At 61.8% G+C, this 25,066-nt stretch carries 25 protein-coding genes and 1 tRNA gene; 11 read left to right on the top strand and 15 right to left on the bottom strand.

The genetic code is table 11. The annotated features are described in order from the left end of the window. Positions 1-171: 171 nt before the first annotated feature. From AKL02_RS20400 to leuB, 3 genes are all read right to left on the bottom strand, one after another. A tRNA-Pro gene (locus AKL02_RS20400) sits at positions 172-248 on the bottom strand. 52 nt (positions 249-300) lie between these two features. Next, positions 301-1,278 carry a DMT family transporter gene (locus tag AKL02_RS20395; protein ID WP_078522643.1) on the bottom strand — a complete coding sequence of 326 codons (978 nt, stop codon included), beginning with the start codon at positions 1,276-1,278 and terminating at the stop codon, positions 301-303. A 116-nt stretch (positions 1,279-1,394) separates the two neighbouring features. Continuing rightward, the gene (gene leuB / locus AKL02_RS20390) at positions 1,395-2,498 is read right to left on the bottom strand and encodes a 3-isopropylmalate dehydrogenase (RefSeq protein WP_078541515.1); all 1,104 of its coding nucleotides are present in this window, start codon (positions 2,496-2,498) and stop codon (positions 1,395-1,397) included. Between the two features lie 216 nt (positions 2,499-2,714). Here leuB and AKL02_RS20385 point away from each other — a divergent pair, with 216 nt between their 5' ends. After that, positions 2,715-3,635: a Rossmann-fold NAD(P)-binding domain-containing protein gene (locus AKL02_RS20385; protein ID WP_078602405.1), complete on the top strand. Its 921-nt coding sequence runs from the start codon at positions 2,715-2,717 to the stop codon at positions 3,633-3,635. Here AKL02_RS20385 and AKL02_RS20380 read toward each other — a convergent pair. The 5 genes from AKL02_RS20380 to leuC form a co-directional block, all read right to left on the bottom strand. After that, positions 3,599-4,567 (bottom strand): endonuclease/exonuclease/phosphatase family protein, encoded by a 969-nt coding sequence (locus tag AKL02_RS20380; RefSeq protein WP_232621681.1) that lies wholly within the window; start codon positions 4,565-4,567, stop codon positions 3,599-3,601. The genes AKL02_RS20385 and AKL02_RS20380 overlap by 37 nt on opposite strands. Before the next feature lie 65 nt (positions 4,568-4,632). Next, positions 4,633-5,460: a hypothetical protein gene (locus AKL02_RS20375; protein WP_133052000.1), complete on the bottom strand. Its 828-nt coding sequence runs from the start codon at positions 5,458-5,460 to the stop codon at positions 4,633-4,635. Between the two features lie 272 nt (positions 5,461-5,732). Further along, positions 5,733-6,245, bottom strand: coding sequence for an HdeD family acid-resistance protein (locus AKL02_RS20370; RefSeq protein WP_083079518.1), 513 nt, complete (start codon positions 6,243-6,245; stop codon positions 5,733-5,735). 126 nt (positions 6,246-6,371) lie between these two features. Then, positions 6,372-6,977 (bottom strand): 3-isopropylmalate dehydratase small subunit, encoded by a 606-nt coding sequence (gene leuD, locus AKL02_RS20365; RefSeq protein WP_083079516.1) that lies wholly within the window; start codon positions 6,975-6,977, stop codon positions 6,372-6,374. A 12-nt stretch (positions 6,978-6,989) separates the two neighbouring features. Continuing rightward, entirely contained in the window at positions 6,990-8,411 is a 1,422-nt protein-coding gene (gene leuC / locus AKL02_RS20360; protein WP_078541511.1) for a 3-isopropylmalate dehydratase large subunit, read from the bottom strand. Positions 8,412-8,677: 266 nt separating this feature from the next. On the opposite strand from leuC, the gene AKL02_RS20355 reads away from it, so the two are divergent. The 8 genes from AKL02_RS20355 (at position 8,678) to AKL02_RS20320 (ending at position 16,503) form a co-directional block, all read left to right on the top strand. Further along, complete coding sequence (locus AKL02_RS20355) at positions 8,678-10,033, top strand: mechanosensitive ion channel family protein (protein ID WP_083079514.1); 1,356 nt, start codon at positions 8,678-8,680, stop codon at positions 10,031-10,033. 132 nt (positions 10,034-10,165) lie between these two features. After that, complete coding sequence (rsfS, locus tag AKL02_RS20350; protein WP_075776745.1) at positions 10,166-10,528, top strand: ribosome silencing factor; 363 nt, start codon at positions 10,166-10,168, stop codon at positions 10,526-10,528. 10 nt (positions 10,529-10,538) lie between these two features. After that, positions 10,539-11,006 (top strand): 23S rRNA (pseudouridine(1915)-N(3))-methyltransferase RlmH, encoded by a 468-nt coding sequence (gene rlmH / locus AKL02_RS20345; protein WP_083079512.1) that lies wholly within the window; start codon positions 10,539-10,541, stop codon positions 11,004-11,006. A 111-nt stretch (positions 11,007-11,117) separates the two neighbouring features. Continuing rightward, entirely contained in the window at positions 11,118-11,837 is a 720-nt protein-coding gene (locus AKL02_RS20340) for a class I SAM-dependent methyltransferase (RefSeq protein ID WP_083079510.1), read from the top strand. A 70-nt stretch (positions 11,838-11,907) separates the two neighbouring features. Continuing rightward, positions 11,908-13,431 carry a 2,3-bisphosphoglycerate-independent phosphoglycerate mutase gene (gene gpmI / locus AKL02_RS20335; protein WP_083079508.1) on the top strand — a complete coding sequence of 508 codons (1,524 nt, stop codon included), beginning with the start codon at positions 11,908-11,910 and terminating at the stop codon, positions 13,429-13,431. Next, positions 13,428-14,573, top strand: coding sequence for a murein hydrolase activator EnvC family protein (locus AKL02_RS20330; protein ID WP_083079507.1), 1,146 nt, complete (start codon positions 13,428-13,430; stop codon positions 14,571-14,573). The genes gpmI and AKL02_RS20330 overlap by 4 nt, the downstream gene beginning before the upstream one ends. Positions 14,574-14,575: 2 nt before the next feature. Beyond that, on the top strand, positions 14,576-15,988 hold the full coding sequence (locus AKL02_RS20325) for a S41 family peptidase (protein ID WP_083079505.1): 1,413 nt from the start codon (positions 14,576-14,578) through the stop codon (positions 15,986-15,988). A 29-nt stretch (positions 15,989-16,017) separates the two neighbouring features. Then, on the top strand, positions 16,018-16,503 hold the full coding sequence (locus tag AKL02_RS20320) for an RNA pyrophosphohydrolase (protein WP_083079503.1): 486 nt from the start codon (positions 16,018-16,020) through the stop codon (positions 16,501-16,503). Between the two features lie 4 nt (positions 16,504-16,507). On the opposite strand, the gene nadC is transcribed toward AKL02_RS20320, so the two are convergent. The 7 genes from nadC to AKL02_RS20285 form a co-directional block, all read right to left on the bottom strand. Then, the gene (gene nadC, locus AKL02_RS20315; RefSeq protein ID WP_083079501.1) at positions 16,508-17,344 is read right to left on the bottom strand and encodes a carboxylating nicotinate-nucleotide diphosphorylase; all 837 of its coding nucleotides are present in this window, start codon (positions 17,342-17,344) and stop codon (positions 16,508-16,510) included. 1 nt (position 17,345) lies between these two features. Then, positions 17,346-18,896: an L-aspartate oxidase gene (locus AKL02_RS20310; protein ID WP_198453233.1), complete on the bottom strand. Its 1,551-nt coding sequence runs from the start codon at positions 18,894-18,896 to the stop codon at positions 17,346-17,348. Then, the gene (nadA, locus tag AKL02_RS20305; protein WP_078570612.1) at positions 18,893-19,945 is read right to left on the bottom strand and encodes a quinolinate synthase NadA; all 1,053 of its coding nucleotides are present in this window, start codon (positions 19,943-19,945) and stop codon (positions 18,893-18,895) included. Before nadA ends, AKL02_RS20310 begins: the two co-directional genes overlap by 4 nt. A 102-nt stretch (positions 19,946-20,047) precedes the next feature. After that, complete coding sequence (gene dnaQ, locus AKL02_RS20300) at positions 20,048-20,746, bottom strand: DNA polymerase III subunit epsilon (RefSeq protein WP_078541749.1); 699 nt, start codon at positions 20,744-20,746, stop codon at positions 20,048-20,050. Beyond that, complete coding sequence (gene coaE, locus AKL02_RS20295) at positions 20,739-21,338, bottom strand: dephospho-CoA kinase (protein ID WP_083079497.1); 600 nt, start codon at positions 21,336-21,338, stop codon at positions 20,739-20,741. Before coaE ends, dnaQ begins: the two co-directional genes overlap by 8 nt. Further along, positions 21,335-22,174 carry a shikimate dehydrogenase gene (locus AKL02_RS20290; RefSeq protein ID WP_083079496.1) on the bottom strand — a complete coding sequence of 280 codons (840 nt, stop codon included), beginning with the start codon at positions 22,172-22,174 and terminating at the stop codon, positions 21,335-21,337. Before AKL02_RS20290 ends, coaE begins: the two co-directional genes overlap by 4 nt. Then, positions 22,171-22,812: a Maf family protein gene (locus AKL02_RS20285; RefSeq protein ID WP_232621680.1), complete on the bottom strand. Its 642-nt coding sequence runs from the start codon at positions 22,810-22,812 to the stop codon at positions 22,171-22,173. Before AKL02_RS20285 ends, AKL02_RS20290 begins: the two co-directional genes overlap by 4 nt. A 355-nt stretch (positions 22,813-23,167) precedes the next feature. Here AKL02_RS20285 and AKL02_RS20280 point away from each other — a divergent pair, with 355 nt between their 5' ends. Both AKL02_RS20280 and rho read left to right on the top strand, forming a co-directional pair. Further along, entirely contained in the window at positions 23,168-23,632 is a 465-nt protein-coding gene (locus AKL02_RS20280; RefSeq protein ID WP_078541497.1) for a CopD family protein, read from the top strand. Between the two features lie 134 nt (positions 23,633-23,766). Next, positions 23,767-25,038, top strand: a complete 1,272-nt coding sequence (gene rho / locus AKL02_RS20275; protein WP_078522665.1) for a transcription termination factor Rho — start codon at positions 23,767-23,769, stop codon at positions 25,036-25,038. The last annotated feature ends 28 nt before the right edge of the window (positions 25,039-25,066 follow it).

Raw genomic sequence — 25,066 nt, 5'->3', positions numbered from 1 at the left:
TCCGCGGTGATCGCCGAATCGCTTCGGGGTGATCACGAGAACGCCGCTGAGTGGAGTTGGTTCGACCTGCATTCGCCCTGCCTTCATTGCTTCGGGAAAGTTGTGCCAAAGCACGGCCCGAAAGGCCAGCGACATCGCTGTAAGCCAAGAAATCAGGGGAAATCGGGAAAATGGTCGGAGCGAGAGGATTCGAACCTCCGACCCCCTGCTCCCGAAGCAGGTGCGCTACCAGGCTGCGCTACGCTCCGACCGTGGGCGGGGAATTAGCCGCTTGTGCAGGGTTTTGCAAGGGGGTCTGAGTCAGCTTCTTGAATTGCGTGCACGAAGGCCCAAAACGCGACCCAGAAGCGACGATCGCGGGGCGGTGACGGTTTCCGACCGGCCCCTTGTGCGCAGCACCGGCTGGTTCTCGGAGACACGCGTCTCGCGGATGACGATGTAGATGCCGGACAGGATCACCACGCCCGCGCCGACAAGCGTCGGGATGTCCACGCTCTCGTGGAAGATGATCCAGCCGTAGAAGACCGCCCAGAGGATCTGCGAATATTGCATCGGCGCGACGATGGCGGCCTCGCCCGCGCGATAGGCGAGGATTTGCAGGAAGGAGGCGGTCAGGCCGAAGATCGCGATCACCGCCATGAGGCCGAGATCGCCGATCTGCAGCGGCTGCCAGACGAAGGGCAGAAGGATCGCCATGACGATCACGTTGCCCAGAAGCGGCGAGAGCAGCAGCACAACGGAGCGCTCCTCCGAGCCGATCTTGCGCACGATCACCGAGGCCAGAGAACCGGTGACCGCCGCCGTCATCGCCGCGAAATGGCCGGGTGCGAGATCCGCCTGACCGGGGCGCACCACGATCACCACGCCGATCAGGCCTAGGATGACAGCGGCCCAGCGGTGAATACCGACCTTCTCGCCCAAGATCGGGATCGAGAAGACGGTAACCAAGAGCGGCATCGCGAAGAGGAGCGGATAGACCTGCGCGAGCGGCAGGGTCGAGAAGGCGTAGAATGCGCAGAGCCCGGTGACGACGGTAGTAAAGACCCGACCGACGACCCAGCCGGGATGAACCGGGCGCAAGCTTCCCCCGCGCTTGTCGTTCAGCAGGATCACCGAGAGCAGGGGGAAAGACAGGAGCGCCGCGAAGAACACGATCTGAACCGGCGAATAGGTCTGGCCCAGATGTTTGATGATGACGTCATGCGTGGCGAAAATCGCCATCGAGGTCAGGCCGAGGGACGCACCGCGTGCGTTTGATTTTCCGCCGAAATCGGGCATGGGAGGCTCCCGGTGTTATCGCTCACATCTTGAGCGGATGTTCGGGAGTTGCAAGGCCGCGGCATGAAAAAGGCGCGAGCTTGCGCCCGCGCTTTTCACAAAACTTGTCTCGTGGATCAGAGCGAGGCGTCGAGCGCTTCGATGATCTTGTCGCCCATCTCCGAGGTCGAGACCGGGGTGCCGCCTTCGGGGCCCATCAGGTCCGCGGTGCGCACGCCATCGGCCAGCACTTTCTCGATCGCGGTTTCCAGACGGGTCGCCTCGTCGCCCTGATCGAAGCTGTAGCGCAACGCCATTGCGAAGCTGAGGATACAGGCGATCGGGTTGGCCTTGCCCTGCCCCGCAATGTCGGGGGCCGAACCGTGGACGGGCTCGTACATCGCTTTCGGGCGACCGTTCGCCATCGGCGCGCCGAGGCTTGCCGAGGGCAGCATCCCGAGCGAACCGGTTAGCATCGCCGCGCAATCGGACAGGATGTCGCCGAACAGGTTGTCGGTGACGATCACGTCGAACTGCTTGGGCGCGCGCACGAGCTGCATCGCGCCGTTATCGGCATACATGTGGCTCAGTTCGACTTCGGGGTATTCCTCGCCGACGCGGGTCACGACCTCGCGCCAGAGGATGCCCGACTCCATCACGTTGGCTTTCTCCATCGAGCAGAGCTTCTTGTTGCGCTTCATCGCCAGCTCGAACGCAGCGCGGGCGGCGCGCTCGATTTCGGACTCTGTGTAGCGCTGGGTGTTGATGCCCACACGCTCGTTACCTTCCTCGAAGATGCCGCGCGGCTCGCCGAAATAGACGCCCGAGGTCAGTTCGCGCACGATCATGATGTCGAGGCCTGCAACCACGTCCTTCTTCAGCGAGGAGAAATCTGCCAGCGCATCGAAGCATTGCGCGGGGCGCAGGTTCGCAAACAGGTCCATCTCCTTGCGCAGGCGCAGCAGACCGCGCTCGGGCTTCACAGAGAAGTCGAGCACGTCGTATTTCGGACCGCCCACTGCGCCGAGCAGAACCGCGTCCACTTCCTGCGCCTTCGCCATCGTCTCATCGGCCAGCGGAACGCCGTGCTTGTCATAGGCCGCACCGCCGACGAGGTCTTCGCTGACATCGAAGGCGAGATCGCGCTTGGCACCGTACCAGTCGATGACTTTGCGAACCTCGGCCATGACTTCGGGGCCGATCCCGTCGCCGGGCAGGATGAGGATGGAGGGGTTGGACATGAGGATAATCTCCCAAGAAAACAGGGTCTCGAAGGGCGTATCCCCTGCCCGTCCCTTGGTCAAGCGGCACAGGTCGCGAAACCGTGTCTGGACGATCGGCAAGCGGTTGCCGAGGCTTCGGCGGGCTTTTGCGGATCGAGTGGTTGGCGAGTGGCCCCCGCACGCGTATGAGCGCATGCTAGAGTTTAGAGCAGGCAGACGACACATGAGGGCGAAATGAATCGCAGGGTACTGATCCTGGGAATGGGCGGTTTGTTCGGATCTGCTGCGGCACGGTCCTTCAGGGCCGCTGGCTGGGACGTCGATCGCTATCGCCGGGGCACCGACATGGCTATCGCAGCGCGCGGCGCGCGGTGGATCGTGAATGCGATGAACCCGCCGAATTACCACGACTGGGCGAACCAGATCCCCCAGATCACCAAGCAGGTTCTGGCCGCCTCGCGCGACAGCGGGGCATCGGTGATGGTGCCGGGCAATGTCTATGTCTACGGGCGCGAGCCGTCTCCGTGGAGCGCATCGACCCCGCATCACGCCTGCACCCGCAAGGGCAAGATCCGCGCCGAGATGGAGGCGCGCTACCGCGCCCATGCCGAAGAGGGCCGTTCGGTCGTGATCCTGCGCGGCGGAGATTTCCTGAATGCCGAGTCACCCGACACGCTGATGAACCGGGTGATGCTGAAGGATTTGCGCAAGGGTAAGATCACCGCGCTCGGCAAGCCCGATGCACAGCGCGTCTATGCCGATCTCGAGGATATGACCCGGATCGCCGTGCAACTGGCCGAGACCGAAGATCACACGCCCGGGCTGCTCGATCTCGGGTTCCCCGGCACCCGGTTCTCCGCACGTGAACTGGCCGAGGAATTCTCGAGTCAGATGGGGCGCGACATCTCGATCAAGAAATTCCCGTGGACGGCGCTGCTGCTTGCCTCGCCCGCATGGGAGCTGGCACGCGAGCTGCGCGAAATGCGCTACCTGTTCGACATGAGCCACGAGATCGACGGCACCGATTTCCACGCGCGCTTCCCGGAATTCACGCCGAAGACGCTGCAGCGGGTGGTGTTCGAACATCTCTATATCCGAGGCCTCAAGGTCGTACCCGATCAGGGCAATGCGATGTCGAGCCACACCATCTTGTGACGCGAGGCGGCTGCGGCCGCCTCCGCCAGGGGCGCGCCCGGCTTCGGCCAGACGACGCCCGCCGCCTCTACTTGCAAATCGGTCGACGGCAGAACGTAATCGAGCCGCAGATTGCCCGGTCCGTCGTAATCGGCGGTATCGAGGCCCGGATCGCCTTCATGCATGGGATCGGCGGCCAACCTCGCGCCATCGCTGCGCGGCTGCGGGTCTTGCAGATTCGGGCCGTTCAGCAGCAGATCGAGCGCATCACGCCGCCCCTCCCCGTCCTTCGGATCGAGATTGGCGTCGCCTAGCAGGATCACCGGCGCTTCGGGCGGCAGCGCGTCGAGTTCCCCATCCAGATACCGGAGCCAGAAGGCGATCTCGTCACGATTGCGGCGCCCGTTGCGATCCTCGGGTCCGTCGAAAACCGGTGGCGTCGCGGCGAAGGCCAAAAGATGCAGCGGCTCGCCCGAAGGCAGTTGGAGCGGCACATCCCAATGCGCGGTCGAGCTGAGACGCTGCACTGCCAGCGCTTCGGGTGAAAAATCCGCCCCTGCGCTTTGCCCGTCGGGTAGGTCCTTCCACAGCATCGCGGAGAATTCGCGCGCGCGGTCGACCTCAATCGGGTAGCGCGACAGTAGCGCCAGACCGCCCTGCCCCGGAAACCGTCCGTAACCTTGGGCATCGCGCGCTTCACCAAGCTTGCCGTTGCCATCGAGATCGGCCCCGCTCGGCCAGCCGCTATTGGGACGCGGCGCGAAGAGATGCGGATAGGGCTGCGCAAAAGTCTCATTCAGCGCGGCCAGCGCCTGCCCGTCATAGTCCCAGTCGATCCCGGTCAGCAAAAGCACATCCGGCGCGATCGCATCGACGATGCTGGACACAGCCGCGACCTGCGCTGTGTCGTTGCGGATATCTTTCAGCAAAAGCCCCGGACCCCGGCGAGACAACCCGGCATCCCATGTCGCCACGCGCAGGCTCTCTGCCGCGGCAGGCAGCGCCAGAAACGCCGCGATCAGGCCGGCAAGTAGTCGCTCGCCCCGGAAGCGAGACGCTTGTTTTCGATCATTTGCGCCACCCGCGCCAGCGCGATGCCGCGCATGAACAGGCTTGCGGGAAGGAAGGCCCATGCCGTCACCATCCAGATCATCGTATGGGGCACTTCGAGCGTCACGATCACGAAACTGACCGAGACGAGTTTGAGCACCGCCGGAATAAGGAAGGGCAAAAGGAAGCCCAGCGCAATGTTGAACCAGGAATCGCGGCGCAGACGCTCGACTACGTCGCCGCCTGCGGTCGGGTCGAAGGTGGGCAGATTGACCCAGACGTTGAATTTCGTATGCGCCTGCGGCCAGCCCATGATCCGCATGACGATGACGAAATAGCCAAGGGTCAGCAGCGAGATCAGGTAGGCCATCCCCGCAGCGGTGCGCACCAGCGCGACCTGATGCAGTGAGGCATCCGCCGGCAGCGCGAGTTGCAGCAGGCGAACGGGGCTGTAAGGCACGTCGATGGAGCTGGCGACGGTCGTGCCCAGAACCTCGATCAGCCGGGTCAGCGTCGAGGCATGATACTGCGACTGCACCGCCAGCGAGAGCAGCAGAACCGTCAGGAACAGCGACATGAAGCGGATGCGGTTGAAGGGCGGCGCATCGCGAAACTCGATCAAGCCGGGATAAACGGAAGCATATTCGAAAAGGGTCAGCGCGAAACCGAACAGCGCCATAAGCGCCACGATCTGTGCGGTGTCACTACTTGTATCAGGCAGAATGAGCGCGGGGGTGCAGATCACCACCGCGACGAGGATCGCGCGAACAAGCGCCCCTGAGAGACGTGAGAACACAGTTACCCTACCCTTCCCTGCGGTCGGATGCGGTACATTGCCGATCCTTTTACCCGCAAGACGCGCGCCGACTGTGACGCGCTGCCTCAAACTTGCCATGATTTTGCCCAAGTTCCCGATCCAAGCAAATAGTGTTTTCAGACTCTGTGCCGCATTAAGGCATTTTCTTGGAAGACCTGGTGCGACATTGCATCAACAAAGGTGCAAAAATGTGGCAACCTAGGAGGCGAAACCATATTTTGTGGATCAAGGGGTTAGCGCCTCAAAAACCCTCAGGAGTCGCGATTGGCAAAGCCAAGTGCGGCAAGCCCGACACCATCCGCCAGCAACTGGATTCCTAGCAATAGTCCAAGGATTTGCGTCGCTATCTGATCGAATGCGGAGAAGATCAGCACGCCGATCAGGATCGAAACCGCGCCCGACAGGACCAGCATCCACCGCAGGCGCGGCCCGGCAAGGCGCAGACCGAGGAGCAAGCGCAGCGCGCCCATCAGCAGGAAGAGAACACCGACCACCGCCGCGAGCGACACCGTGCCGGACATCGGATCGGCCATCAGCCAGACGCCGACGACGATGTTGAGAAGTGCGATCAGCGCATGCCACGCCCGATGCGCCCCGTCGCGGTCGTTGAAGGCGAGCCACGCCTGCACGACCCCGGCGATCAGGAACAGGATGCCGACGAAGGTGGTCAGGGCCAGCGAGGTCGCGAAGGGATTCGTGATGGCCGCAACGCCGAGAACGATCAGCACGAGGCCGGTCACCAGAAACAGGGTCGAAACGCGCATCGCATCATCCTCTCGATCTACGTCAAATGATGAACCCTACCACGAGCGCCGGGTTCCCGCGCCCCCCTCTCATGTAAAAAGCCGCCCCGGTCGGAGCGGCTTTTCATTTCGCTATGGCGTCGTGGGTTACACCCAGGGACGCGCTTGATGCATCTGCATCTCGAACGTGTCGATGGCCGCGGCCTTCTCCAGCGTCAGGCCGATATCGTCGAGACCTTCGAGCAGGCAGTGCTTCTTGAAGGCGTCGACGTCGAACTTGATCGTCTCGCCTTCCGAGGTCGTGATCTCCTGGTTCTCGAGATCGACGGTCATCCGCGCGTTCGAGCCCTTTTCGGCATCCTTCATCAGCATGTCGACCTGCTCCTGCGGAAGCACGATCGGCAGCATCCCGTTCTTGAACGAGTTGTTGTAGAAGATGTCGGCGAAGGAGGTCGAAACGATCACCTTGATGCCGAAGTCGGCGAGCGCCCACGGGGCGTGCTCACGCGAGGAGCCACAGCCGAAGTTATCGCCCGCGATCAGGATCTGCGCTTCGCGATATTGCGGCTTGTTGAGCACGAAGTCCGGGTTCTCGTTGCCCTGACGATCGTAGCGCATCTCGTCGAACGCATGCACGCCGAGCCCGGTGCGCTTGATCGTCTTCAGGAAGCCCTTGGGGATGATCATATCGGTGTCGATATTGACCAGCGGCATGGGGGCGGCGATCCCGGTAACTTTTTCGAACTTTTCCATTCTCGTCGCTCCTTACGCGTCTTCCAGTTCCATCAGCTTGCGCACATCGGTCAGATGACCGGTGACAGCAGCTGCGGCGGCCATGGCCGGGCTCATCAGATGGGTGCGGCCCTTGTAGCCCTGACGCCCTTCGAAGTTCCGGTTCGAGGTCGATGCGCAACGCTCGCCCTCGGCCAGCTGGTCGGGGTTCATCGCGAGACACATCGAGCAGCCCGCCATGCGCCATTCGAAACCGGCATCGAGGAAGATCTTGTCCAGACCTTCTTCCTCCGCCTGAGCCCGCACGAGACCCGAGCCCGGCACGACCATCGCGCGGACGCCATCGGCCAGCTTGCGGCCTTTGACGACTTCGGCGGCGGCGCGCAGATCCTCGATCCGGCCGTTGGTGCAGGACCCGATGAAGACCACGTCGATCTTGATGTCGGTCAGCTTGGTGCCAGCTTCGAGGCCCATGTAGTCGAGCGCACGCTTGGCCGCTTCGACCTTGCCGCCTTTGAAGTCTTCCGGCGCGGGGACAGAGCCCGAGATCGGCAGCACGTCCTCGGGCGAGGTGCCCCAGGTCACGACGGGTTCGATCTCTTCGGCCTTGATGGTGACGACCTTGTCGAAATGCGCGCCTTCATCGGTGTAGAGCTGCTTCCACCAATGCAGAGCCGCTTCCCATTGCGCGCCTTTCGGAGCATGGGCCCGGCCTTTGACATACTCGAACGTCTTCTCGTCCGGGGCGATCAGGCCTGCGCGCGCGCCGCCTTCGATCGCCATATTGCAGACGGTCATGCGGCCTTCCATCGACAGATCGCGGATCGCTTCGCCGCAATATTCGATGACATGGCCGGTGCCGCCGGCGGTGCCGGTCGCGCCGATGACCGACAGCGTGATGTCCTTGGCGGTGACGCCCGGACGCAGCTTGCCGGTGATCTCGACCTTCATGTTCTTCGACTTCGACTGGATCAGCGTCTGGGTGGCCAGAACGTGCTCCACTTCCGAAGTGCCGATGCCGTGGGCGAGCGCGCCGAACGCGCCATGGGTCGCGGTGTGGCTATCGCCGCAGACGACGGTCATGCCCGGCAGGGTCCAGCCCTGTTCGGGGCCGACGATGTGGACGATGCCCTGACGCACGTCGGAGACCGGGTAATAGTTCACCCCGAAATCCTTGGCGTTCTTGTCGAGCGCGTCGACCTGAATCCGGCTTTCCTCGTTCTCGATCCCCTTGGCGCGGTCGAGCGTGGTCGGCACGTTGTGATCCGGAACGGCGATGGTTTTCTCCGGCGCGCGCACCTTGCGGCCCGCGATGCGCAGCCCTTCGAAGGCTTGCGGCGAGGTCACTTCGTGGACGAGGTGACGGTCGATATAGAGCAGGCTGGTGCCGTCTTCGTCTTCGGACACGACATGCGCGTCCCAGATCTTGTCATAGAGGGTCTTCGGAGCAGACATGGCTCTCACTTTCTTTGGATGGCTGGCCTAAAAACGGCCGTTTGTCAGACATGGGACAGCAGGCGCAGATATGCGCCCGCAGGCGCGGAGCATCAAAGTCGTGCCAGCACCGAGCGGCTTTCGCCGTAGAAGCGCTCGCGAAGGCGGGCGCGGTCATCCATGTCGAAAACGAGTGTCATGGGGCGCTAAATACGGCGAATCCGTCTCTGAGGCAATCGAAGAGTCCGTGTTTGGACTGATCGCAAAACCGGGCTAACGTCATTTTCATGGATTTCGCGAATGGGGACATCGTCAAGATATTGGCTTCGATCTGGGCCCAGATCGAAATCTTCCTCAATTCGATCGTGCTGCCCTCGCGGCTTTGGCAGTTCGGGATCATCGCGGCATGTTTCGCGCTGGCCCATCTCGGGCGGATCTGGCTTGCCCCGAAAGTCGATGACTGGGGACGTCGGCGCGAGCTTTCGACCCGCCAGCTTCGGCTGCTGATCCTGTTCCGGCAACGTTTGCGCGGCTTCCTCTTCGTTCTTCTCGCCTGGGCGTCGGTCTTCGTGCTCGAGGCGACCAAAGGCTTTTATTCCTGGCGCTTCCTCGTGGTGCTGGTGGCAACGCTGGTCACGGCATGGCTGGTCGTGGGCCTCGTCGCGCGACTGATCCGCAACGCGCTTCTGCGCCGCATCGTGCGCTGGGGCGCGTGGATCTGGGTGACGCTTTATTACCTCGGGCTGTGGGACGAGACCGTGCGGCTTCTGAACGGGACGGCGGTCGAATTCGGGGATTTCCGGATTACGGCCTACGGCGTTCTCAAAGCGCTGGTGCTGACGACGATCCTGCTGTCGGTCGCGCGGATCATCTCGGGGCAGACCTCGGTGCGGCTGCGCACCAACGAGGATATCAGCCCCTCAATGTCGGAGCTGGTCATCAAGGTGATGCAGGTCGTGCTCTATGGCGCGGCGCTGTTCATCGGGATCAAAGCGGTGGGCTTCGACCTGACCGGGCTTGCCGTTCTGTCCGGTGCGATCGGCGTGGGCCTCGGCTTCGGTCTGCAGAAAGTCGTGTCGAACCTCGTCTCGGGCGTGATCATCCTGCTGGATAAGTCGATCAAGCCCGGCGACGTGATCAGCCTTGGCGAGACCTTCGGCTGGATCAATTCGCTGGGCGCGCGCTACGTCTCGGTCGTTACGCGCGACGGCAAGGAGTACTTGATCCCGAACGAGGACCTGATCACCGGGCAGGTCGTCAACTGGTCCCATTCCAATGAATTCGTGCGTATCGACCTGCCCTTCGGCACCTCCTATCACGACGACCCGCACGTGGTGCGCAAGCTGGCGGTAGAGGCCGCGCAATCGGTGACCCGCGTTTTGAAGAACCGACCGACCGTGTGTCACGTGACCGGGTTCGGGGACAGTTCGGTCGATTATCTTCTGCGGTTCTGGATCACGGACCCCGTCGAAGGGCTGACGAACGTGCGCGGGCAGGTCTTTCTCGCACTATGGGATACGTTCAAGGCGAACGGCATTTCGATCCCGTTCCCGCAGCGCGAAGTGCGTTTGCTCGAAGGTTCGCAACTGGACTTGCAACCCGGGCCGGAAACGCATAGCGAAAATTCGCCGCATGAAAATTGAAATTGAACCTTCGGGATGCTATTTTCGGAGGACGTCCAGCGCCGGGGCCATTTCGGTGCGTAACATCTGGAGGACCATGTCCTGTCTCATCTTTCCATCGTGCCGAGTGATGCCGGCACAAAGGCAGCGGCCATGAATACACGGGCCGTCAATGCCGAAGCGACGAGCGAAGAAATCCTCGCGCGCGTCATTTCTTCCCTCGAAGACGACAAGGCCGAAGATATCGTGACCATCGACCTGCGCGGTCGGTCCTCGATCGGTGACTATATGGTTGTCTGTTCCGGGCGCAGTACGCGTCAGGTCAGCGCCATCGCCGAGAACCTGACCGAGCGGCTGAAGCACGAATTCGACCGGGCTTGCAAAGTTGAGGGCAAGGATCAGGGCGACTGGGTGCTGATCGACAGCTCCGACGTCATCGTTCACGTCTTCCGCCCGGAAGTGCGCGAGTTTTATCAGCTGGAAAAGATGTGGATGCCTGCGGGCGCCCCCGTCTGAGTTCGGCTGCATGAAGATCACGATCTGCGCGGTGGGCCGCTTGCGCAAGGGGCCCGAACGCGAGTTGATCGACGCCTACCTGAAACGCTTCGAGAAATCCGGGCGCGCCTTCGGGCTCGGCCCGGCTTCCGTCGTTGAAGTCGAAGACAAGAAGGGCCTGGGGCAGGGCGCGGAGGCAGACCTGCTGAGCCGCGCCATTCCCGACGGATCGGTGATCGTCACGCTCGACGAGCGCGGCAGCCTGATCTCATCGCCCGAATTTGCCACGAAGCTGCAAGGCTGGCGCGATCAGGCGCGCGATGTAGCTTTCGTGATCGGCGGCGCAGATGGGATCGATCCGTCCCTGCGCAGCCGCGCCGAGTTCTCGATCTCCTTCGGCAAGATGGTCTGGCCGCATATGCTGGCCCGCGTCATGCTGACCGAACAGATCTACCGCGCCGGCCAGATCATCGCCGGCACCCCCTATCACCGCGTCTGATCAGCACATCTTAACCTGTGCCATTTTAACCTGGGCTCTCATCAACGGCTTGCGCCGTTTCGCGGCAACGTTACGCTGCGTCAGAAAATGATGTCCAGCGGGTCAGGCTCCATGAATACACTTCGCGACATGAATATTTCCGGCGCGTCCATTTCCCGCGAGGCGATGATGCTGATGGGCTTCCAGCGCACGCGCCAGATTTCCGGCACCGCGCGCAAAGCCTGGGAAGCTGGCGACAGGGGGCCCGCGCTGGAAGAAGTCGAGGCCCGCAACGAGGAGATTTTCCGCGGGGCGCTCGCCGAGGTCTTCACCGAGTATCTCCCGCTGCGCAAGGCGCTCGAGGAAACCGGTCGCCGACCGACCCATGTGATCGACATCGGCTGCGGTCAGGGTCTCAACGACGCGCTGCTGATCAAAGATTACGATTGCGCCGTGACCTTGATCGATATCGAGGAAACCCCGGAGCAATACCATTTCTGGAGCGATACCGGAGCGGGCTATGCTTCGCTCGACGCGGCGGCGGCGTTTCTGCGCGACAATGGCGCCCATGCGGTCGAGACGCTCAACCCCGTCAAGCAGCCTGATGCTCTGGAGGGGGTCACGGGCGATCTGGTCACCAGCCTGATTTCCTGCGGTTTCCATTACCCGATCGGCGACTATCTCGACCTTATGATGCGGGTGATCCGGGATGGCGGCGCGGTCGTGCTGGACCTGCGTCGGCGCTACATACAAAAGCCCGATGAGGCGCTTTCGTCGCTGATCGCGGCTACGCGACAGACCGAAATCCTCAGCTACGAGAAGAAAGCCCGGCGGATTATGTTCCAGGCCTGAGCCGCCAACGCCCCCGGTTGCCGCGACGGCTTGCGAGGCGTATGAGGGGGCAACAGATTAGGAGGCCGCCATGACCCGCCCGAAACCCGTCGTCCTGTGCATTCTCGATGGCTTTGGCGAGCGAAAGGAGCGCGAAGGCAACGCGCCCCTGCTGGCCGATACCCCGAACCTCGACCGCGTCCTGTGGAACAACCCGGCGAAATCGACGCTGGTGACCTTCGGCCCCGATGTCGGGCTGCCGAGCGGTCAGATGGGCAATTCCGAGGTCGGCCACACCAATATCGGCGCAGGCCGGGTGGTGGCTATGGATCTGGGCCAGATCGATCTGGCGATCGAGGACGGGTCTTTCTTCAAGAACGAGGCGATCCTCTCCTTCATCGACACGATGAAAGAGAGCGGCGGGCGGGCTCATCTGATGGGCGTCATCTCGGATGGTGGCGTGCATGGCCATATCGAACATACGCTCGCCGCGGCGAAGATGGTCTCGGAGGCGGGCGTTCCCGTGCTGATCCACGCGATCACCGACGGGCGTGATGTGGCACCCGATAGCGCCAAAAAGTTCGTCTCCGATCTTTGCGACCGGCTGCCCGAAGGCTGCACGGTCGTCACCGTCGATGGCCGCTACTACGCGATGGACCGCGACAACCGCTGGGAGCGCGTGGGCCTTGCCTATGACGCGATGATCAACGGCAAAGGGCAGGGGGCCGACACTCCCGTCGCTGCGGTCGAGGCCAGCTACGACAAGAAAGAAATGGACGAGTTCATCAAGCCCACCGTGATCGGCGATTACGACGGCGCAAAGGATGGCGACGGGTTCTTCTGTCTCAATTTCCGCGCCGACCGCGCTCGTGAAATCCTGCGGGCGATCGGCGAGCCGGATTTCTCGGAATTCGAGACCGGCCCGCGTCCGAAATGGGCGGCGATGCTGGGGATGGTCGAGTATTCCGACAAGCATAACGCCTATATGAAGACCGCCTATCCGAAGCGCGAGATCGTCAATACGCTCGGCGAATGGATTTCGAAACAAGGGCTTAGCCAGTTTCACCTGGCCGAGACCGAGAAATACCCGCATGTGACTTTCTTCCTCAACGGCGGCAAGGAAGAGCCGTGGGAAGGCGAAGATCGCTACATGCCGAAATCGCCCAAGGTCGCCACCTATGACCTGCAGCCCGAGATGAGCGCACCGGAAGTCACCGACAAATTCGTCGAGGCGATCGAAACCGGGTACGACCTGATCATCGTGAACTACGCCAATCCCGACATGGTCGGCCATACCGGCTCGCTGGAGGCGGCGATCGCGGCGGTGGAAGAGATCGACCACGATATCGGCCGCGTCGTCGAGGCGCTGGAGGCGGCGGGTGGCGCGATGATCATCACCGCCGATCACGGCAACTGCGAAACCATGATCGATCCGGAAACCGGCGGACCGCATACCGCGCATACGACGAACCTCGTTCCGGTCTCGCTGGTCGGCGGACCGGAAGGCGCCAAGCTGCGCGAAGGTCGGCTTGCGGATCTCGCGCCGACGCTGCTGGAGCTGATGCAGATCGAGCAGCCCGAGGAAATGACCGGAAAGAGCCTGATCGTATCGTGATCCGTGCCGCACTCGCAGCCCTTCTAATCTCGGCCGGGCCGCTTTGGGCGGACGGATCGGGCGACGCCGCACTCAAGGCCTCGGCCGATCTGCGCAAAGCGATCACCGCGCTGGACGCGGCGCAGTCGAAATCCGACCGCATCGCGGCGCTGACGAAAACGATCCACGCCTATGAGCAAGGGCTGAGCGCGCTGCGCGACGGGTTGCGCCGGGCCGCGATCCGCGAGCGCGAGATCAAGCAAGGGTTCGACGCGAAACGCGAGGAGCTTGGCGGATTGCTGGCCGTGATGTCGACGATGCAGCAGTCCGACGGGCCGCTTTTGCTGCTGCATCCGTCTGGCCCCGAAGGCTCCGCTCGTTCGGGAATGGTGCTGTCTTCGGTCGCGCCTGCCTTGCAGGAAGAGGCGCAGAAGCTGAGCGTCCACCTCGAGGAGATCGCGACGCTCCGCAAGCTGCAGGAAAACGCGCGCGAGACGCTGGAAGCGGGGATGGTTTCGGTGACCAAGGCCCGCACCGCGCTGTCCGAGGCGATCTCCGAACGCCGCGAGAAGCTGCCGCAGCGCTATCTCGAAGAGCCCGAGGAGCTGACCGCGCTGGTGCAAAGCGCCGATACGCTCGAAGGTTTCGCGACGGGCCTGAGCGACATGGAAAACGATATCGGCCCGCCGCGCGGCGATTTCGCGGGCGCGAAAGGCACGCTGAATCTGCCGGTGATCGGCTCGGTTCTGCGGAGCTTCAACGAGCCCGATGCGGCAGGGATCAAACGTCCCGGCCTCGTGATCGCAAGTGAGCCGGGCTCGCTGGTCACAACGCCCTGGGCTGCGACAATTCGCTACCGTGGTCCGTTGCTCGACTACGGAAATGTGATGGTTCTCGAACCCGCAGATGGATATCTTCTGGTTCTTGCGGGCCTCGGAACCGTCTATGGTGAGGTCGGAGACGTGCTGCCAAAGGGCACGCCCATTGGTTTGATGGGCGGAATTCAGCCGGGAGCGAAGGAATTCGGCAAGGAATTCGTGCAGGCGGCGACAGATGGCGCTGGTGCAGATCGCAGCGAGACGCTTTATTTGGAACTGAGAGAGGGCGGTAAGCCCGTGAACCCGACGCCGTGGTTCATCCAGACAAAAGACGACAAGGGTTGAGTATGAAAAAGTTCATGATGGCAGCGGTTGGCGGCACGCTCGCGGGGGCGCTTTTGTCCACGCAAGTCGCGGCGCCGCTGATGGCCGAAGAAACGAAACGCAACGAGACCGTCTACCAGCAGCTGGACCTGTTCGGCGACATTTTCGAGAAAATTCGCCAGGACTATGTTGAGCCGGTGGATAGCAAGAAGCTGATCGAAGCCGCAATCAACGGCATGCTCAGCTCGCTCGATCCGCATTCCAGCTACCTGCCGCCCTCCGACTACAGCGACATGCGCGTGCAGACGCGCGGCTCCTTCGGCGGTCTCGGCATCGAGGTCACGCAGGAAGACGGCTTCGTGAAGGTGGTTTCGCCGATGGACGGCACGCCTGCGGCCGAGGCTGGCATCAAGTCCGGCGATTTCATCACCGCGGTCGATGGCGAGTCCCTGATGGGGATCCCGCTCGATCAGGCGGTGGACAAGATGCGCGGGCCGGTCGGCTCGGACATCACCGTCACCATTGTCCGCGAAGGCGAGCAGGATCCGTTCGACGTCACGCTGACCCGCGACACGATCAAGCTGACCGCCGTGAAGGGGCGCCATGACGGCGATACCGTCATCCTGCGCATCACCACGTTCAACGATCAGACCTTCCCGAACCTCGAATCCTCGATCAAGGAGCAGGTCAAGGAAGTCGGCGGCATGGATAAGGTCGATGGCTTCATCGTCGATCTGCGCAACAACCCCGGCGGTCTGCTGACGCAGGCGATCAAGACGGCGGATGCGTTCCTCGACAAGGGCGAGATCGTCTCCACCCGCGGTCGGAACCCGCAGGATAGCGAGCGTTTCAACGCGACCGCAGGCGATATGGCCGACGGGAAGCCGATCGTCGTGCTGATCAACGGTGGCTCGGCCTCGGCGTCGGAAATCGTGACCGGTGCGCTGCAGGATCATCACCGCGCGATCGTCGTCGGCACCAAGAGCTTCGGTAAAGGCTCGGTCCAGACGGTCATGCCGATCCAGGGCGAAGGCGCGATGCGTCTGACCACCGCGCGCTACTACACGCCGTCGGGTCGCTCGATCCAGTCGCTGGGCATCGCCCCCGACGTGGTCGTGCCGCAGCCCGATCAGCCGAAATCCGAGGATAAGGCGGCCGAAGGCGATAACGCCCGCAAGATGACCTCCGAGGCCGATCTGAAGGGTGCGATCACCAACGACTCGATGACCGAGGACGAGAAGCAGCAGGCCGAGGACGAGCGCGCGAAAGCCGAAGAGGCCGCGAAGCGCCGGATGGAAGACTTCCAGATGTCCTACGCGATCGACCTGATCAAAGGTCTCTCGGCCATCGCCCCCGAGACGCAGGCGGACACCGCCTCGACGCAGAAGGCCGAAGCGCCGAGCGCCGATGGCAAATCCGACACGCAGCAGAATTGAGGGAAGGGGCCTTCGGGCCCCTTTTTCATATGACCCCCGAAGAGATCGTTAAACTTCCTTACCGCCGCAATGTCGGCGTCGTGCTGATGAACCCCGCTGGCCTCGTGTTCGCGGGCCAGCGCATCGACAATCCCGGCCCGGCCTGGCAGATGCCGCAAGGCGGGATCGACAAAGGCGAGAAGCCGAAAGAAGCAGCCCTACGCGAGCTGGAAGAAGAGACCGGGGTGAACCCCGATCTCGTCGAAATCGTCGCGAAAACCTCCGATTGGGTGCGCTACGACCTGCCGCATGATCTTGTGCCGAAGATCTGGAACGGCCGCTGGCGCGGGCAGGAGCAGAAATGGTTTCTGATGCGCTTCCTCGGCTCCGACGATCAGGTGCAGATCGGGACCGACCATCCCGAATTCTCGGTCTGGCAGTGGATGTCCTTCGACGAGCTGGTTGAGAATATCGTGCCCTTCAAACGCTCGGTCTATGAGGCCGTTCGCGCCGAATTCAGAGACTATCTCGGCTGAAACCTCAGAAATCGAGGCCCAGATCGAGCGTCCGGGCCGAATGGGTGAGTGCACCGGAGGAGATGTAATCCACACCGGTCGCCGCCACTTCGGCAATCCGCTCGAGCGTCATGTTTCCCGAGGCTTCCAGCACCACGCGACCCGCATTCAGCGCCACGGCTGCACGCAGTTCCGCGCTGTCCATATTGTCGAGCAGGATGACATCGGCCCCGCCGATTTTCAGCGCTTCTTCCATCTGGCGCAGCGTGTCGACTTCCAGCTCGATCCGCATCATGTGGCTGCGCGCCGCTTTCGCCGCTTCCAGCACCGCGCGCACGCCACCGGCCGCTGCGATATGGTTATCCTTGATCAGGATCGCGTCGGACAGGCCGTAACGATGGTTAAAACCGCCGCCATGGGTCACTGCGGCCTTCTCCAGAACGCGCAGCCCCGGCGTCGTCTTCCGGGTGCAGGTGATACGGGCCTTGGCGCCTTCGGTTTTCGCGACAAAGCCTGCGGTTTTCGTGGCGATCCCGCTCAGACGGCCCGCGAAATTCAGCGCCACACGCTCCGCCATCAGGATTGACGCCGCCGATCCGTCGACCGTCAGCAAAGTCTCACCAGCCTGGCACGGATTGCCATCGGCGATCAGGATCGACACCCGCAGCGTGGGATCGACCAGCCGAAACGCCATCGCCGCGACCTGCACCCCCGAAACCACGCCCTCTTCCCGCGCTTTCAGTCGCGCGGAATAGGTTTTGCCCGCCGGGATCACCGCATTGGTCGTCGCGTCGCCCATCGGCGAGAGGTCTTCGACCAGCGCGGCGCGGACAATCGGTTCGATCAGCAAATCGGGCAGCATGTCAGTCCTCCAAGGCTGCGGCGCGGATTTTCAGCGCCTCCTCCAGCGTGATTTTCGTTCTCTCCGCCAGTTTCGGGTTCATCTCCGGAAAATCCGAGCGGAAATGCCCCCCGCGGCTTTCCTCGCGCGCAAGGGCCGCCGCAGCAATCAACGTGGCCGTCGCGGTCATGTTCCGCATCGTTTCCGTGCGAGCCTCCGCCTCGATCTGCGAAATGACCCGAAGCGCGGCTTTCAAACCCTCCGCATCGCGCACGACACCGACGCCTTCGGTCATGGCTTTTCGCAGCACCTGAACGGCTGGCTCATTCACCGGGACATCGCCTTCCGGGAAATCTGGGTTAACCGTTTCGACGTCGGGCATCTCCCCAAGCTCCGCGGCGATCCCGACAGCGCAAATTCGCGCGAAGACCAAGGCCTCCAGCAATCCGTTCGACGCCAGACGGTTCGCCCCGTGAAGCCCGGTCGACGACGCCTCGCCACAGACCCAAAGCCGATCGAGCGAACTGCGTCCCTCGGTATCGGTATCGATCCCGCCCATGTGATAATGCGCGGCGGGCGCGACGGGGATCACGCCGGAAACAGGGTCTATTCCAGCCCTTTCACAAGCTTCGGCCACAGCCGGAAAGCGCGTCAGAACCTCGGCTCCAAGGGCTTCGCGCGTATCCAGAGCGGGCTCGCGCCCGGCTTTGCGTTCCAGATACACAGCCCGGGCCACGATATCGCGCGGCGCAAGCTCGGCATCGGGATGAACCGAAAGCATGAAGCGTTCGCCAGCCGCGTTAACGAGTGTTGCGCCTTCACCGCGCAGCGCCTCGGTCGCAAGCGGGGCAGGGTCTTCGCCACTGGCGATCGCAGTCGGATGGAACTGCACGAATTCCGGATCGGCGATCCGCGCCCCGGCGCGCGCCGCCATCCCGATCACCTGCCCACGAATGCGCGGCGGGTTCGTCGTGACGGCAAACAGCCCACCCGACCCGCCGCCCGCCAGCAAGACCGCCGGGCTTTTTATCAACACCGGCCCCGAGGGCTCGAACGCGCGCTCGATCCACACGCCGGTGACGCGCCCGTCTTCCGTCTCCAGATGCGTCGCCAAAACGCCCTCGAGAACCTGAACCGATGGGGTCTGCCGAACCGCGGCCACGAGCGTCTGCATGATCTCGCGCCCGGCCTGATCGCCCTTCACCCGAACGACGCGCGCGTGGCTATGCGCCGCCTCGCGCGACATCACGTAATCGCCCTCCGGATCACGATCGAACGGCGTGCCGAGTTCGGTTAATGCAAGGATGTGCTGACGCGCTTCTTCGGTCACCAAATGCGCGATTTGTGGTGAAACAGTGCCTGCTCCGGCGATCATCGTGTCGCGCGCATGAGAAGCCGGCGTGTCGCCAACCGACATTGCGGCGGCGACACCGCCCTGGGCCCAAGCCGAGGATGCACCTTCGCCCAAAGTTTCCGGCGAGATGATGAGAACGGGGCGGGGTGCGAGGCTGAGCGCCGCATAAAGCGCCCCCAGACCGGCGCCGACGATGATGATCCGTCGCGTTTCGATCACTTCGCGAGCGTCCGGGACAGCTCGATCATCCGCTCAACCGCGACGCGCGCCTTTTCGGCGACCTGCGGATCGACGATCACTTCCTCGGTCCCGGTATGCAGCGACCACAGGATTTTTTCGAGCGTGATCTTCTTCATGTAGGGGCACATATTGCACGGACCCACAAAATCTACTTCCGGCAACGCATCGGCGATATTCGACGCCATCGAGCATTCCGTGACCAACATTGCCTCTTTCGGCTTGTTGGTTTCGACGTAGTTGATGATGCCCGAGGTCGAGCCCGAGAAATCCGACGCCGCGACGACGTCGGGCGGGCATTCGGGGTGCGCGATGATCCGTGTATTCGGATGCATCGATCGGAAGTCATTGATATCCTTGGCAGTATACTGCTCGTGAACAATACACGAGCCCTCCCACCAGACGACATTCTTCTCGGGGACCTCGTTTGCCACGTTCTGCGCAAGATACTGGTCCGGCGTCATGATGACCGTGTCGCTCTCCATCGCACGCACGATCTGCGCAGCGTTGGACGAGGTGCAGCAGATGTCGGACGCCGCTTTCACTTCGGCGGTCGTGTTAACGTAGCTTACCACGGGCGCACCGGGATATTTGGCGCGCATCTCCGCGATACCGTCGGCGGTGATCGACTCCGCCAGCGAACAACCGGCTTTCATATCGGGGATCAGGACAGTCTTGGCGGGGTTCAGGATCTTCGACGTCTCGGCCATGAAATGCACGCCGCATTGGACGATCGTCCCGGCCTGAACCTTCGTGGCCTCGATGGCGAGCTGCAGACTGTCACCCACAACATCTGCTACGCCGTGATAGATTTCCGGCGTCATGTAGTTGTGCGCGAGAATGACCGCGTTTTTCTCTTTTTTCAGACGATTGATCGCGCGGATATAGGGCGCGTAGCGCGCGAAATCTGGCAAGGGAATAACGCGATCCATCTTTGCGTGGATGTCCCGCATTTCCTCTGCCAACTCAATGGATGGCGCAAGATCGTACGTCTCGGCCAGCGTGGCACGCATTTCGGTCAGGTCCAGCATGGACGGTCCTCCCGCTCTCTCCCTAAGAAGCCCCCGATTTAAGGGAGGTTGACGCTCGGTTAAATGGAAAACTTGCGTATTATGTCAGAAAACCCGACGTTTTCAGTCGTAGCGGTTCCAGATCGCGGCTTCGCCGAGCTGGGCTACGAAGGCAGCATGCGCCTCGGCCTCCTCGGCAGTCAAGCGCGGGGGCAGGGGCTCGGGGCGAGGCTTGGGACGCCAGTCTTGATTGGCTCCGGCCTGACGTTTCTGTCCCGTTTCAACGGGTTGCAGCCCGAAGCCCGGCTGCCGACCACCGATCAGCTCGAGATAAACCTCGGCCAGAATTTCACTATCGAGCAACGCGCCATGCAGCGTCCGCGATGAGTTGTCGATGCTGAAGCGGCGGCACAGCGCATCGAGCGTCGCGGGCGAGCCCGGAAATCTCCGCCGGGCCATTGCCAGCGTATCGAGTGCGCGATCATCCGGGATCAGTGGCATTCCGGCCCAGCCAAGCTCGGCATTCAGGAATTTCATGTCGAACTTGGCATTGTGGATCACGAGGACCGAGTCCGTGCCGATGAAATTCAGAAAATCGAGGCCAATCTGGGCGAATTTGGGTTTATCCGACAGGAATTCGTCGCCCAGCCCGTGCACCTGAAAAGCTTCCTGGGGCATCGACCGCTCGGGGTTAATGTACTGGTGATAGGTGTTACCGGTCGGCATGTGGTTGAAGAGCTCAACCGCACCGATCTCGACGATCCGGTCACCTTCTCCCGGCTCGAAACCCGTGGTTTCGGTATCGAGAACGATTTCACGCATCTTGCTCACCCCTGATCTTCGCAATCAGGTTTCGCACATCTTGGCGGGTCTGCTCAAGATCGAGGGTTTCGATCACGAAGGTTGCGCGACGTCGTTTTTCCGCATCCGGCATCTGGCGCGACAGAATGAAATCAAGCTGCGCCTCGGTCATGTCAGGCCGCTCGAGAACACGCGCGCGCTGAACCTCTGCCGGGGCGGTGACCACGAGCGTTGCATCGCAAGCAGCGTCAGCCCCGGTCTCAAACAAAAGCGGAATGTCGAGAAGGATCAGATCCGCCTCCGGATGCGCGGCGATGAAGTCGCTCCGCGAGGCCGTGGTGAGCGGATGAACGATCGATTCAAGGCGGGTTAGAGTCTTTTCGTCGCTGGCGAGCAGCTTTTTCAGCTCGGCCCGGTCCACCGCTCCATCCTTGACCGCAGACGGGAAGGCCGCGGCAATCGGCGCGACGGCCGCACCACCCTTCGCGTAAAGATCATGCACTGTTCGATCGGCATCCCACACGGGAATTCCCGCCTCGGCGAACATCGCAGCCGTCGTGGATTTTCCCATCCCGATGGAGCCGGTGAGCCCGAGCAGGAAAGGATTGCTCATGCCCCGAGCACCGCGTTGCGGACAGTTTCGGTCACTTCCGGGCGCTGGCCGAACCAGCGCTCGAACCCGGGGACAGCTTGATGCAGAAGCATGCCGAGGCCATCGACCACGGTACATCCCACATCTTCAGCCTCGGCGAGGAATTTCGTCTTAAGAGGTGTGTAGACGAGATCGCAGCAGGTCGCGCTGGGACGCAACGCATCGAGCGGAACGCGGAATTCCGATTTGCCGACCATGCCGAGCGAGGTCGTGTTCACGACAGTCGTGGCATCTTCGAGCATATTGCCCGCCTGAACCCAATCGTAAACGACAAGACGCGCGCCGAACTCCTGACGCAGCGCGTCTGCACGCGCCCGGGTGCGGTTCGAGATACGGATTTCCGGCGCGCCACTTTCAAGAAGCGAGGCGACGATGGCGCGCGCAGCGCCGCCAGCGCCCAGAACTGCGGCCGGGCCAGACTTGGGATCCCAGTTAGGCGCATTCTGCCGCAGATTAGCGATAAAACCGTAACCATCTGTATTATCAGCGTAAATCTTTCCGTCTGGACGGAATACCAAAGTGTTCGCGGCCCCGATCAGTGCCGCGCGATCGGAAATGACATCGGCGATCTCAAGCGCGCGGATCTTGTGTGGGATCGTCACATTGGTCCCGACGAACCCCGCCTTCGGCAATGTCCGCAGCACGGTTTCCAGATCATCTCGCGCCACATCCATCGGAATGTAGAACCCGTCGATCCCGTATTCGGCGAACCACGTCCGAAACAGGAGCGGCGAGCGCGAATGCGCGACCGGCGATCCAATGACGCCAGCGAGGGGAATGCGCGGATGATCCGTCATGTCGTGAAGTCTCCTCGGGCGTGAAGCCAGTTCAGGAATTCGATCAGGGGAAGGCCCAGGACGGCAAAATAGTCGCCTTGGACGCGGGAGAAAAGACGGACGCCTTCTTCCTCGAGTTTGTAGCTGCCGACCGACCAGCGAATGCTGTCCCAGTTGCGGGCGACGTAATCGTCAATGAACGGCTCCGACAGCGTGTGCATCGTGAGGCGCACTTCGCCGACATGCCGCCAAAGTGGCTCGCCATCCCGGATCGCGACCATCGCGGAGAGAAGCTTGTGGGTCTGGCCGGAGAGGGCGCGTAGCTGCGATTTCGCGTCTTCTGGCGTCTCGGGTTTCGACAACACCGCGCCTTTGAGCTCGAGAACCTGATCCGCGCCGATCACCAACTCCCCGGGGTGGCGCGCCGAAAGCTTCGCCGCCTTCATCTCGGCAAGCAGGTCCCCCACATCGCGCGGCTTCGCCTCTTCGGCCTCCAAGCTCCGGCGGATCATGTCTTCATCGATACGCGCAGGCGCCACGGTCACGGACAGGCCAGCGTTGCGGAGAAGCTGCGCGCGGATTTCTGAGGCGGAGGCGAGGAGGATGTTCATGAACTTGTGGATAAGCGGGCGCAGAAGTCTCGGGGTCAAATTGGGCATAACGCGGATCGGCGGATTACTCCACCGGATCGACATGTTTCATGGCAGATTTACGAAACTTGTCCACCTGTGGAATTCGGATTCGAGGCGCTGGGGACATGCCGGGGGTTTCACAATTTTCTCCCAAGAGTTATCCACAGGGTGACGTTGTGACTCTCTGAAAAAGAATCACGAGATATCAATATTTTACGAAACGTGTGTCGAGTAAAAGATTAGTGCTCGCCTGATGTTTTCCGCCTGTGGAGAAAGTCTTGATAAAGTGTTAATCCACATCATCAACAGGCCCTACATCATCATCATCTTTTCTTTAAAGATTCTTTTTTGAAGATGATGGCAGCTGTCAGCCGGAGGCGAGATGACCGATTTCCTGAGCACTTGGTATTTGTGGATCAAAGCACTGCATGTGATGGCGATCATCACTTGGATGGCGGCCCTGTTCTATTTGCCGCGACTTTACGTTTACCACGTCGAGGGGCTGAACAAGGCGGGCATGGAGCGCGATAGCGATCAGGAGCTTCTGTTCCGGCATCAGGAACGGCTTCTTCTCAAGGCCATCATGAATCCGGGGATGATCGCGAGCTGGCTCTTTGGCCTGATGCTGGTCTTCACGCCGGGGATCGTCGATTGGTCGAGCATCTGGCCGTGGACCAAAGCCGCAGCCGTTCTCGGCATGACCTGGTTTCACATGTGGTGCGCGAAGGAACGCAAGGCGCTCGCAGAGGGTAGGGCGAACCGCAGCGGGCGCTACTACCGGATGATGAACGAGATCCCGACGATCTTCATGATCGTTATCGTCGCCTCGGTGATCGTGAAATTCTGACTTTCGTTGACTCAGCGACGCTTTGCGCTTATCTGCGGGATCAAGCCACGGCCGTCCTGGTCGACCGGTTTTTCTGTTACATGACGAATTTTTGCGTCCATCGTTGAGATGAGGCGCCAGCTGCAGGTGATCCGATGAGCGATGAACGCCTCAATCTCTCCGATTTGAAAGCCAAGAGCCCGAAGGAACTTCTGGCGCTGGCCGAAGAATGGGAGATCGAAAACGCCTCGACCATGCGCAAGGGCGAGATGATGTTCTCGATCCTGAAGGAACATGCCGAGGATGACTGGGTTATCGGCGGCGATGGTGTGCTGGAAGTACTGCAGGACGGCTTCGGCTTCCTGCGTTCGACCGAGGCGAACTATCTGCCGGGTCCCGACGATATCTACGTCTCGCCCGACATGATCCGCCAGCACAGCCTGCGCACCGGCGATACCGTCGAAGGCGTGATCCGCGCCCCCGGCGAGAACGAGCGCTATTTCGCGTTAACGAAGGTTGAGCGGATCAACTTCGAGGAGCCGGAGAAAGCGCGCCACAAGGTCGCCTTCGACAACCTCACGCCGCTCTATCCCGACGAGCGTCTGAAAATGGAAATCGAGGATCCGACGATCAAGGATCGCTCGGCCCGGATCATCGACCTCGTCGCGCCGATCGGTAAGGGTCAGCGTTCGCTGATCGTGGCGCCGCCGCGGACCGGTAAGACGGTGCTGCTGCAGAATATTGCGACCTCGATCGAGCAGAACCATCCGGAATGTTACCTGATCGTGCTGCTGATCGACGAACGCCCGGAAGAAGTGACTGACATGCAGCGCTCGGTGAAGGGTGAGGTTGTGTCCTCGACTTTCGACGAACCGGCAACGCGTCACGTCGCGGTCTCCGATATGGTCATCGAAAAGGCCAAGCGTCTGGTCGAGCACAAGCGCGATGTCGTTATTTTGCTGGACTCGATCACCCGACTGGGCCGCGCCTTCAACACCGTCGTTCCGAGCTCGGGCAAGGTGCTGACCGGTGGTGTCGACGCGAACGCGCTGCAGCGTCCGAAGCGTTTCTTCGGTGCGGCACGGAACATCGAAGAGGGCGGCTCGCTGACCATCATCGCGACTGCGCTGATCGATACCGGCTCGCGGATGGACGAGGTCATCTTCGAAGAATTCAAAGGCACCGGTAACTCGGAAATCGTGCTGGACCGCAAGGTCGCGGACAAGCGCGTCTTCCCGGCGATGGACATCCTCAAATCCGGTACCCGGAAAGAGGAACTGCTCGTCGATCAGAAGGATCTGCAGAAAACCTACCTTCTGCGCCGCATCCTGAACCCGATGGGCACGACCGATGCGATCGAGTTCCTGATTTCGAAGCTCAAGCAGACCAAGACGAACTCGGAATTCTTCGACTCGATGAACGGCTGAGGCCGTCCTATCTTCCGCAGGGAAGAGG

Source organism: Thioclava electrotropha (assembly GCF_002085925.2).
GTDB classification, from domain to species: domain Bacteria; phylum Pseudomonadota; class Alphaproteobacteria; order Rhodobacterales; family Rhodobacteraceae; genus Thioclava; species Thioclava electrotropha.
The sequence above is the reverse complement of the archived record's forward strand: the minus strand, read 5'-3'. Positions and strand labels throughout refer to the sequence as shown.

What these genes read in the sequence shown, in the direction of transcription:
- coaE (WP_083079497.1), bottom strand. Translation starts at nt 21,338, where the DNA reads ATGAGCAATCCTTTCCTGCTCGGGCTCACCGGCTCCATCGGGATGGGA.
- AKL02_RS20370 (WP_083079518.1), bottom strand. Translation starts at nt 6,245, where the DNA reads ATGCGCGTTTCGACCCTGTTTCTGGTGACCGGCCTCGTGCTGATCGTT.
- AKL02_RS20355 (WP_083079514.1), top strand. Translation starts at nt 8,678, where the DNA reads ATGGATTTCGCGAATGGGGACATCGTCAAGATATTGGCTTCGATCTGG.
- dnaQ (WP_078541749.1), bottom strand. Translation starts at nt 20,746, where the DNA reads ATGCGTGAAATCGTTCTCGATACCGAAACCACGGGTTTCGAGCCGGGA.
- AKL02_RS20280 (WP_078541497.1), top strand. Translation starts at nt 23,168, where the DNA reads ATGACCGATTTCCTGAGCACTTGGTATTTGTGGATCAAAGCACTGCAT.
- rho (WP_078522665.1), top strand. Translation starts at nt 23,767, where the DNA reads ATGAGCGATGAACGCCTCAATCTCTCCGATTTGAAAGCCAAGAGCCCG.
- leuB (WP_078541515.1), bottom strand. Translation starts at nt 2,498, where the DNA reads ATGTCCAACCCCTCCATCCTCATCCTGCCCGGCGACGGGATCGGCCCC.
- rsfS (WP_075776745.1), top strand. Translation starts at nt 10,166, where the DNA reads ATGAATACACGGGCCGTCAATGCCGAAGCGACGAGCGAAGAAATCCTC.
- leuC (WP_078541511.1), bottom strand. Translation starts at nt 8,411, where the DNA reads ATGTCTGCTCCGAAGACCCTCTATGACAAGATCTGGGACGCGCATGTC.
- AKL02_RS20340 (WP_083079510.1), top strand. Translation starts at nt 11,118, where the DNA reads ATGAATACACTTCGCGACATGAATATTTCCGGCGCGTCCATTTCCCGC.
- AKL02_RS20325 (WP_083079505.1), top strand. Translation starts at nt 14,576, where the DNA reads ATGAAAAAGTTCATGATGGCAGCGGTTGGCGGCACGCTCGCGGGGGCG.
- gpmI (WP_083079508.1), top strand. Translation starts at nt 11,908, where the DNA reads ATGACCCGCCCGAAACCCGTCGTCCTGTGCATTCTCGATGGCTTTGGC.
- AKL02_RS20385 (WP_078602405.1), top strand. Translation starts at nt 2,715, where the DNA reads ATGAATCGCAGGGTACTGATCCTGGGAATGGGCGGTTTGTTCGGATCT.
- AKL02_RS20395 (WP_078522643.1), bottom strand. Translation starts at nt 1,278, where the DNA reads ATGCCCGATTTCGGCGGAAAATCAAACGCACGCGGTGCGTCCCTCGGC.
- AKL02_RS20320 (WP_083079503.1), top strand. Translation starts at nt 16,018, where the DNA reads ATGACCCCCGAAGAGATCGTTAAACTTCCTTACCGCCGCAATGTCGGC.
- AKL02_RS20285 (WP_232621680.1), bottom strand. Translation starts at nt 22,812, where the DNA reads ATGCCCAATTTGACCCCGAGACTTCTGCGCCCGCTTATCCACAAGTTC.
- nadC (WP_083079501.1), bottom strand. Translation starts at nt 17,344, where the DNA reads ATGCTGCCCGATTTGCTGATCGAACCGATTGTCCGCGCCGCGCTGGTC.
- AKL02_RS20290 (WP_083079496.1), bottom strand. Translation starts at nt 22,174, where the DNA reads ATGACGGATCATCCGCGCATTCCCCTCGCTGGCGTCATTGGATCGCCG.
- nadA (WP_078570612.1), bottom strand. Translation starts at nt 19,945, where the DNA reads ATGCTGGACCTGACCGAAATGCGTGCCACGCTGGCCGAGACGTACGAT.
- rlmH (WP_083079512.1), top strand. Translation starts at nt 10,539, where the DNA reads ATGAAGATCACGATCTGCGCGGTGGGCCGCTTGCGCAAGGGGCCCGAA.
- leuD (WP_083079516.1), bottom strand. Translation starts at nt 6,977, where the DNA reads ATGGAAAAGTTCGAAAAAGTTACCGGGATCGCCGCCCCCATGCCGCTG.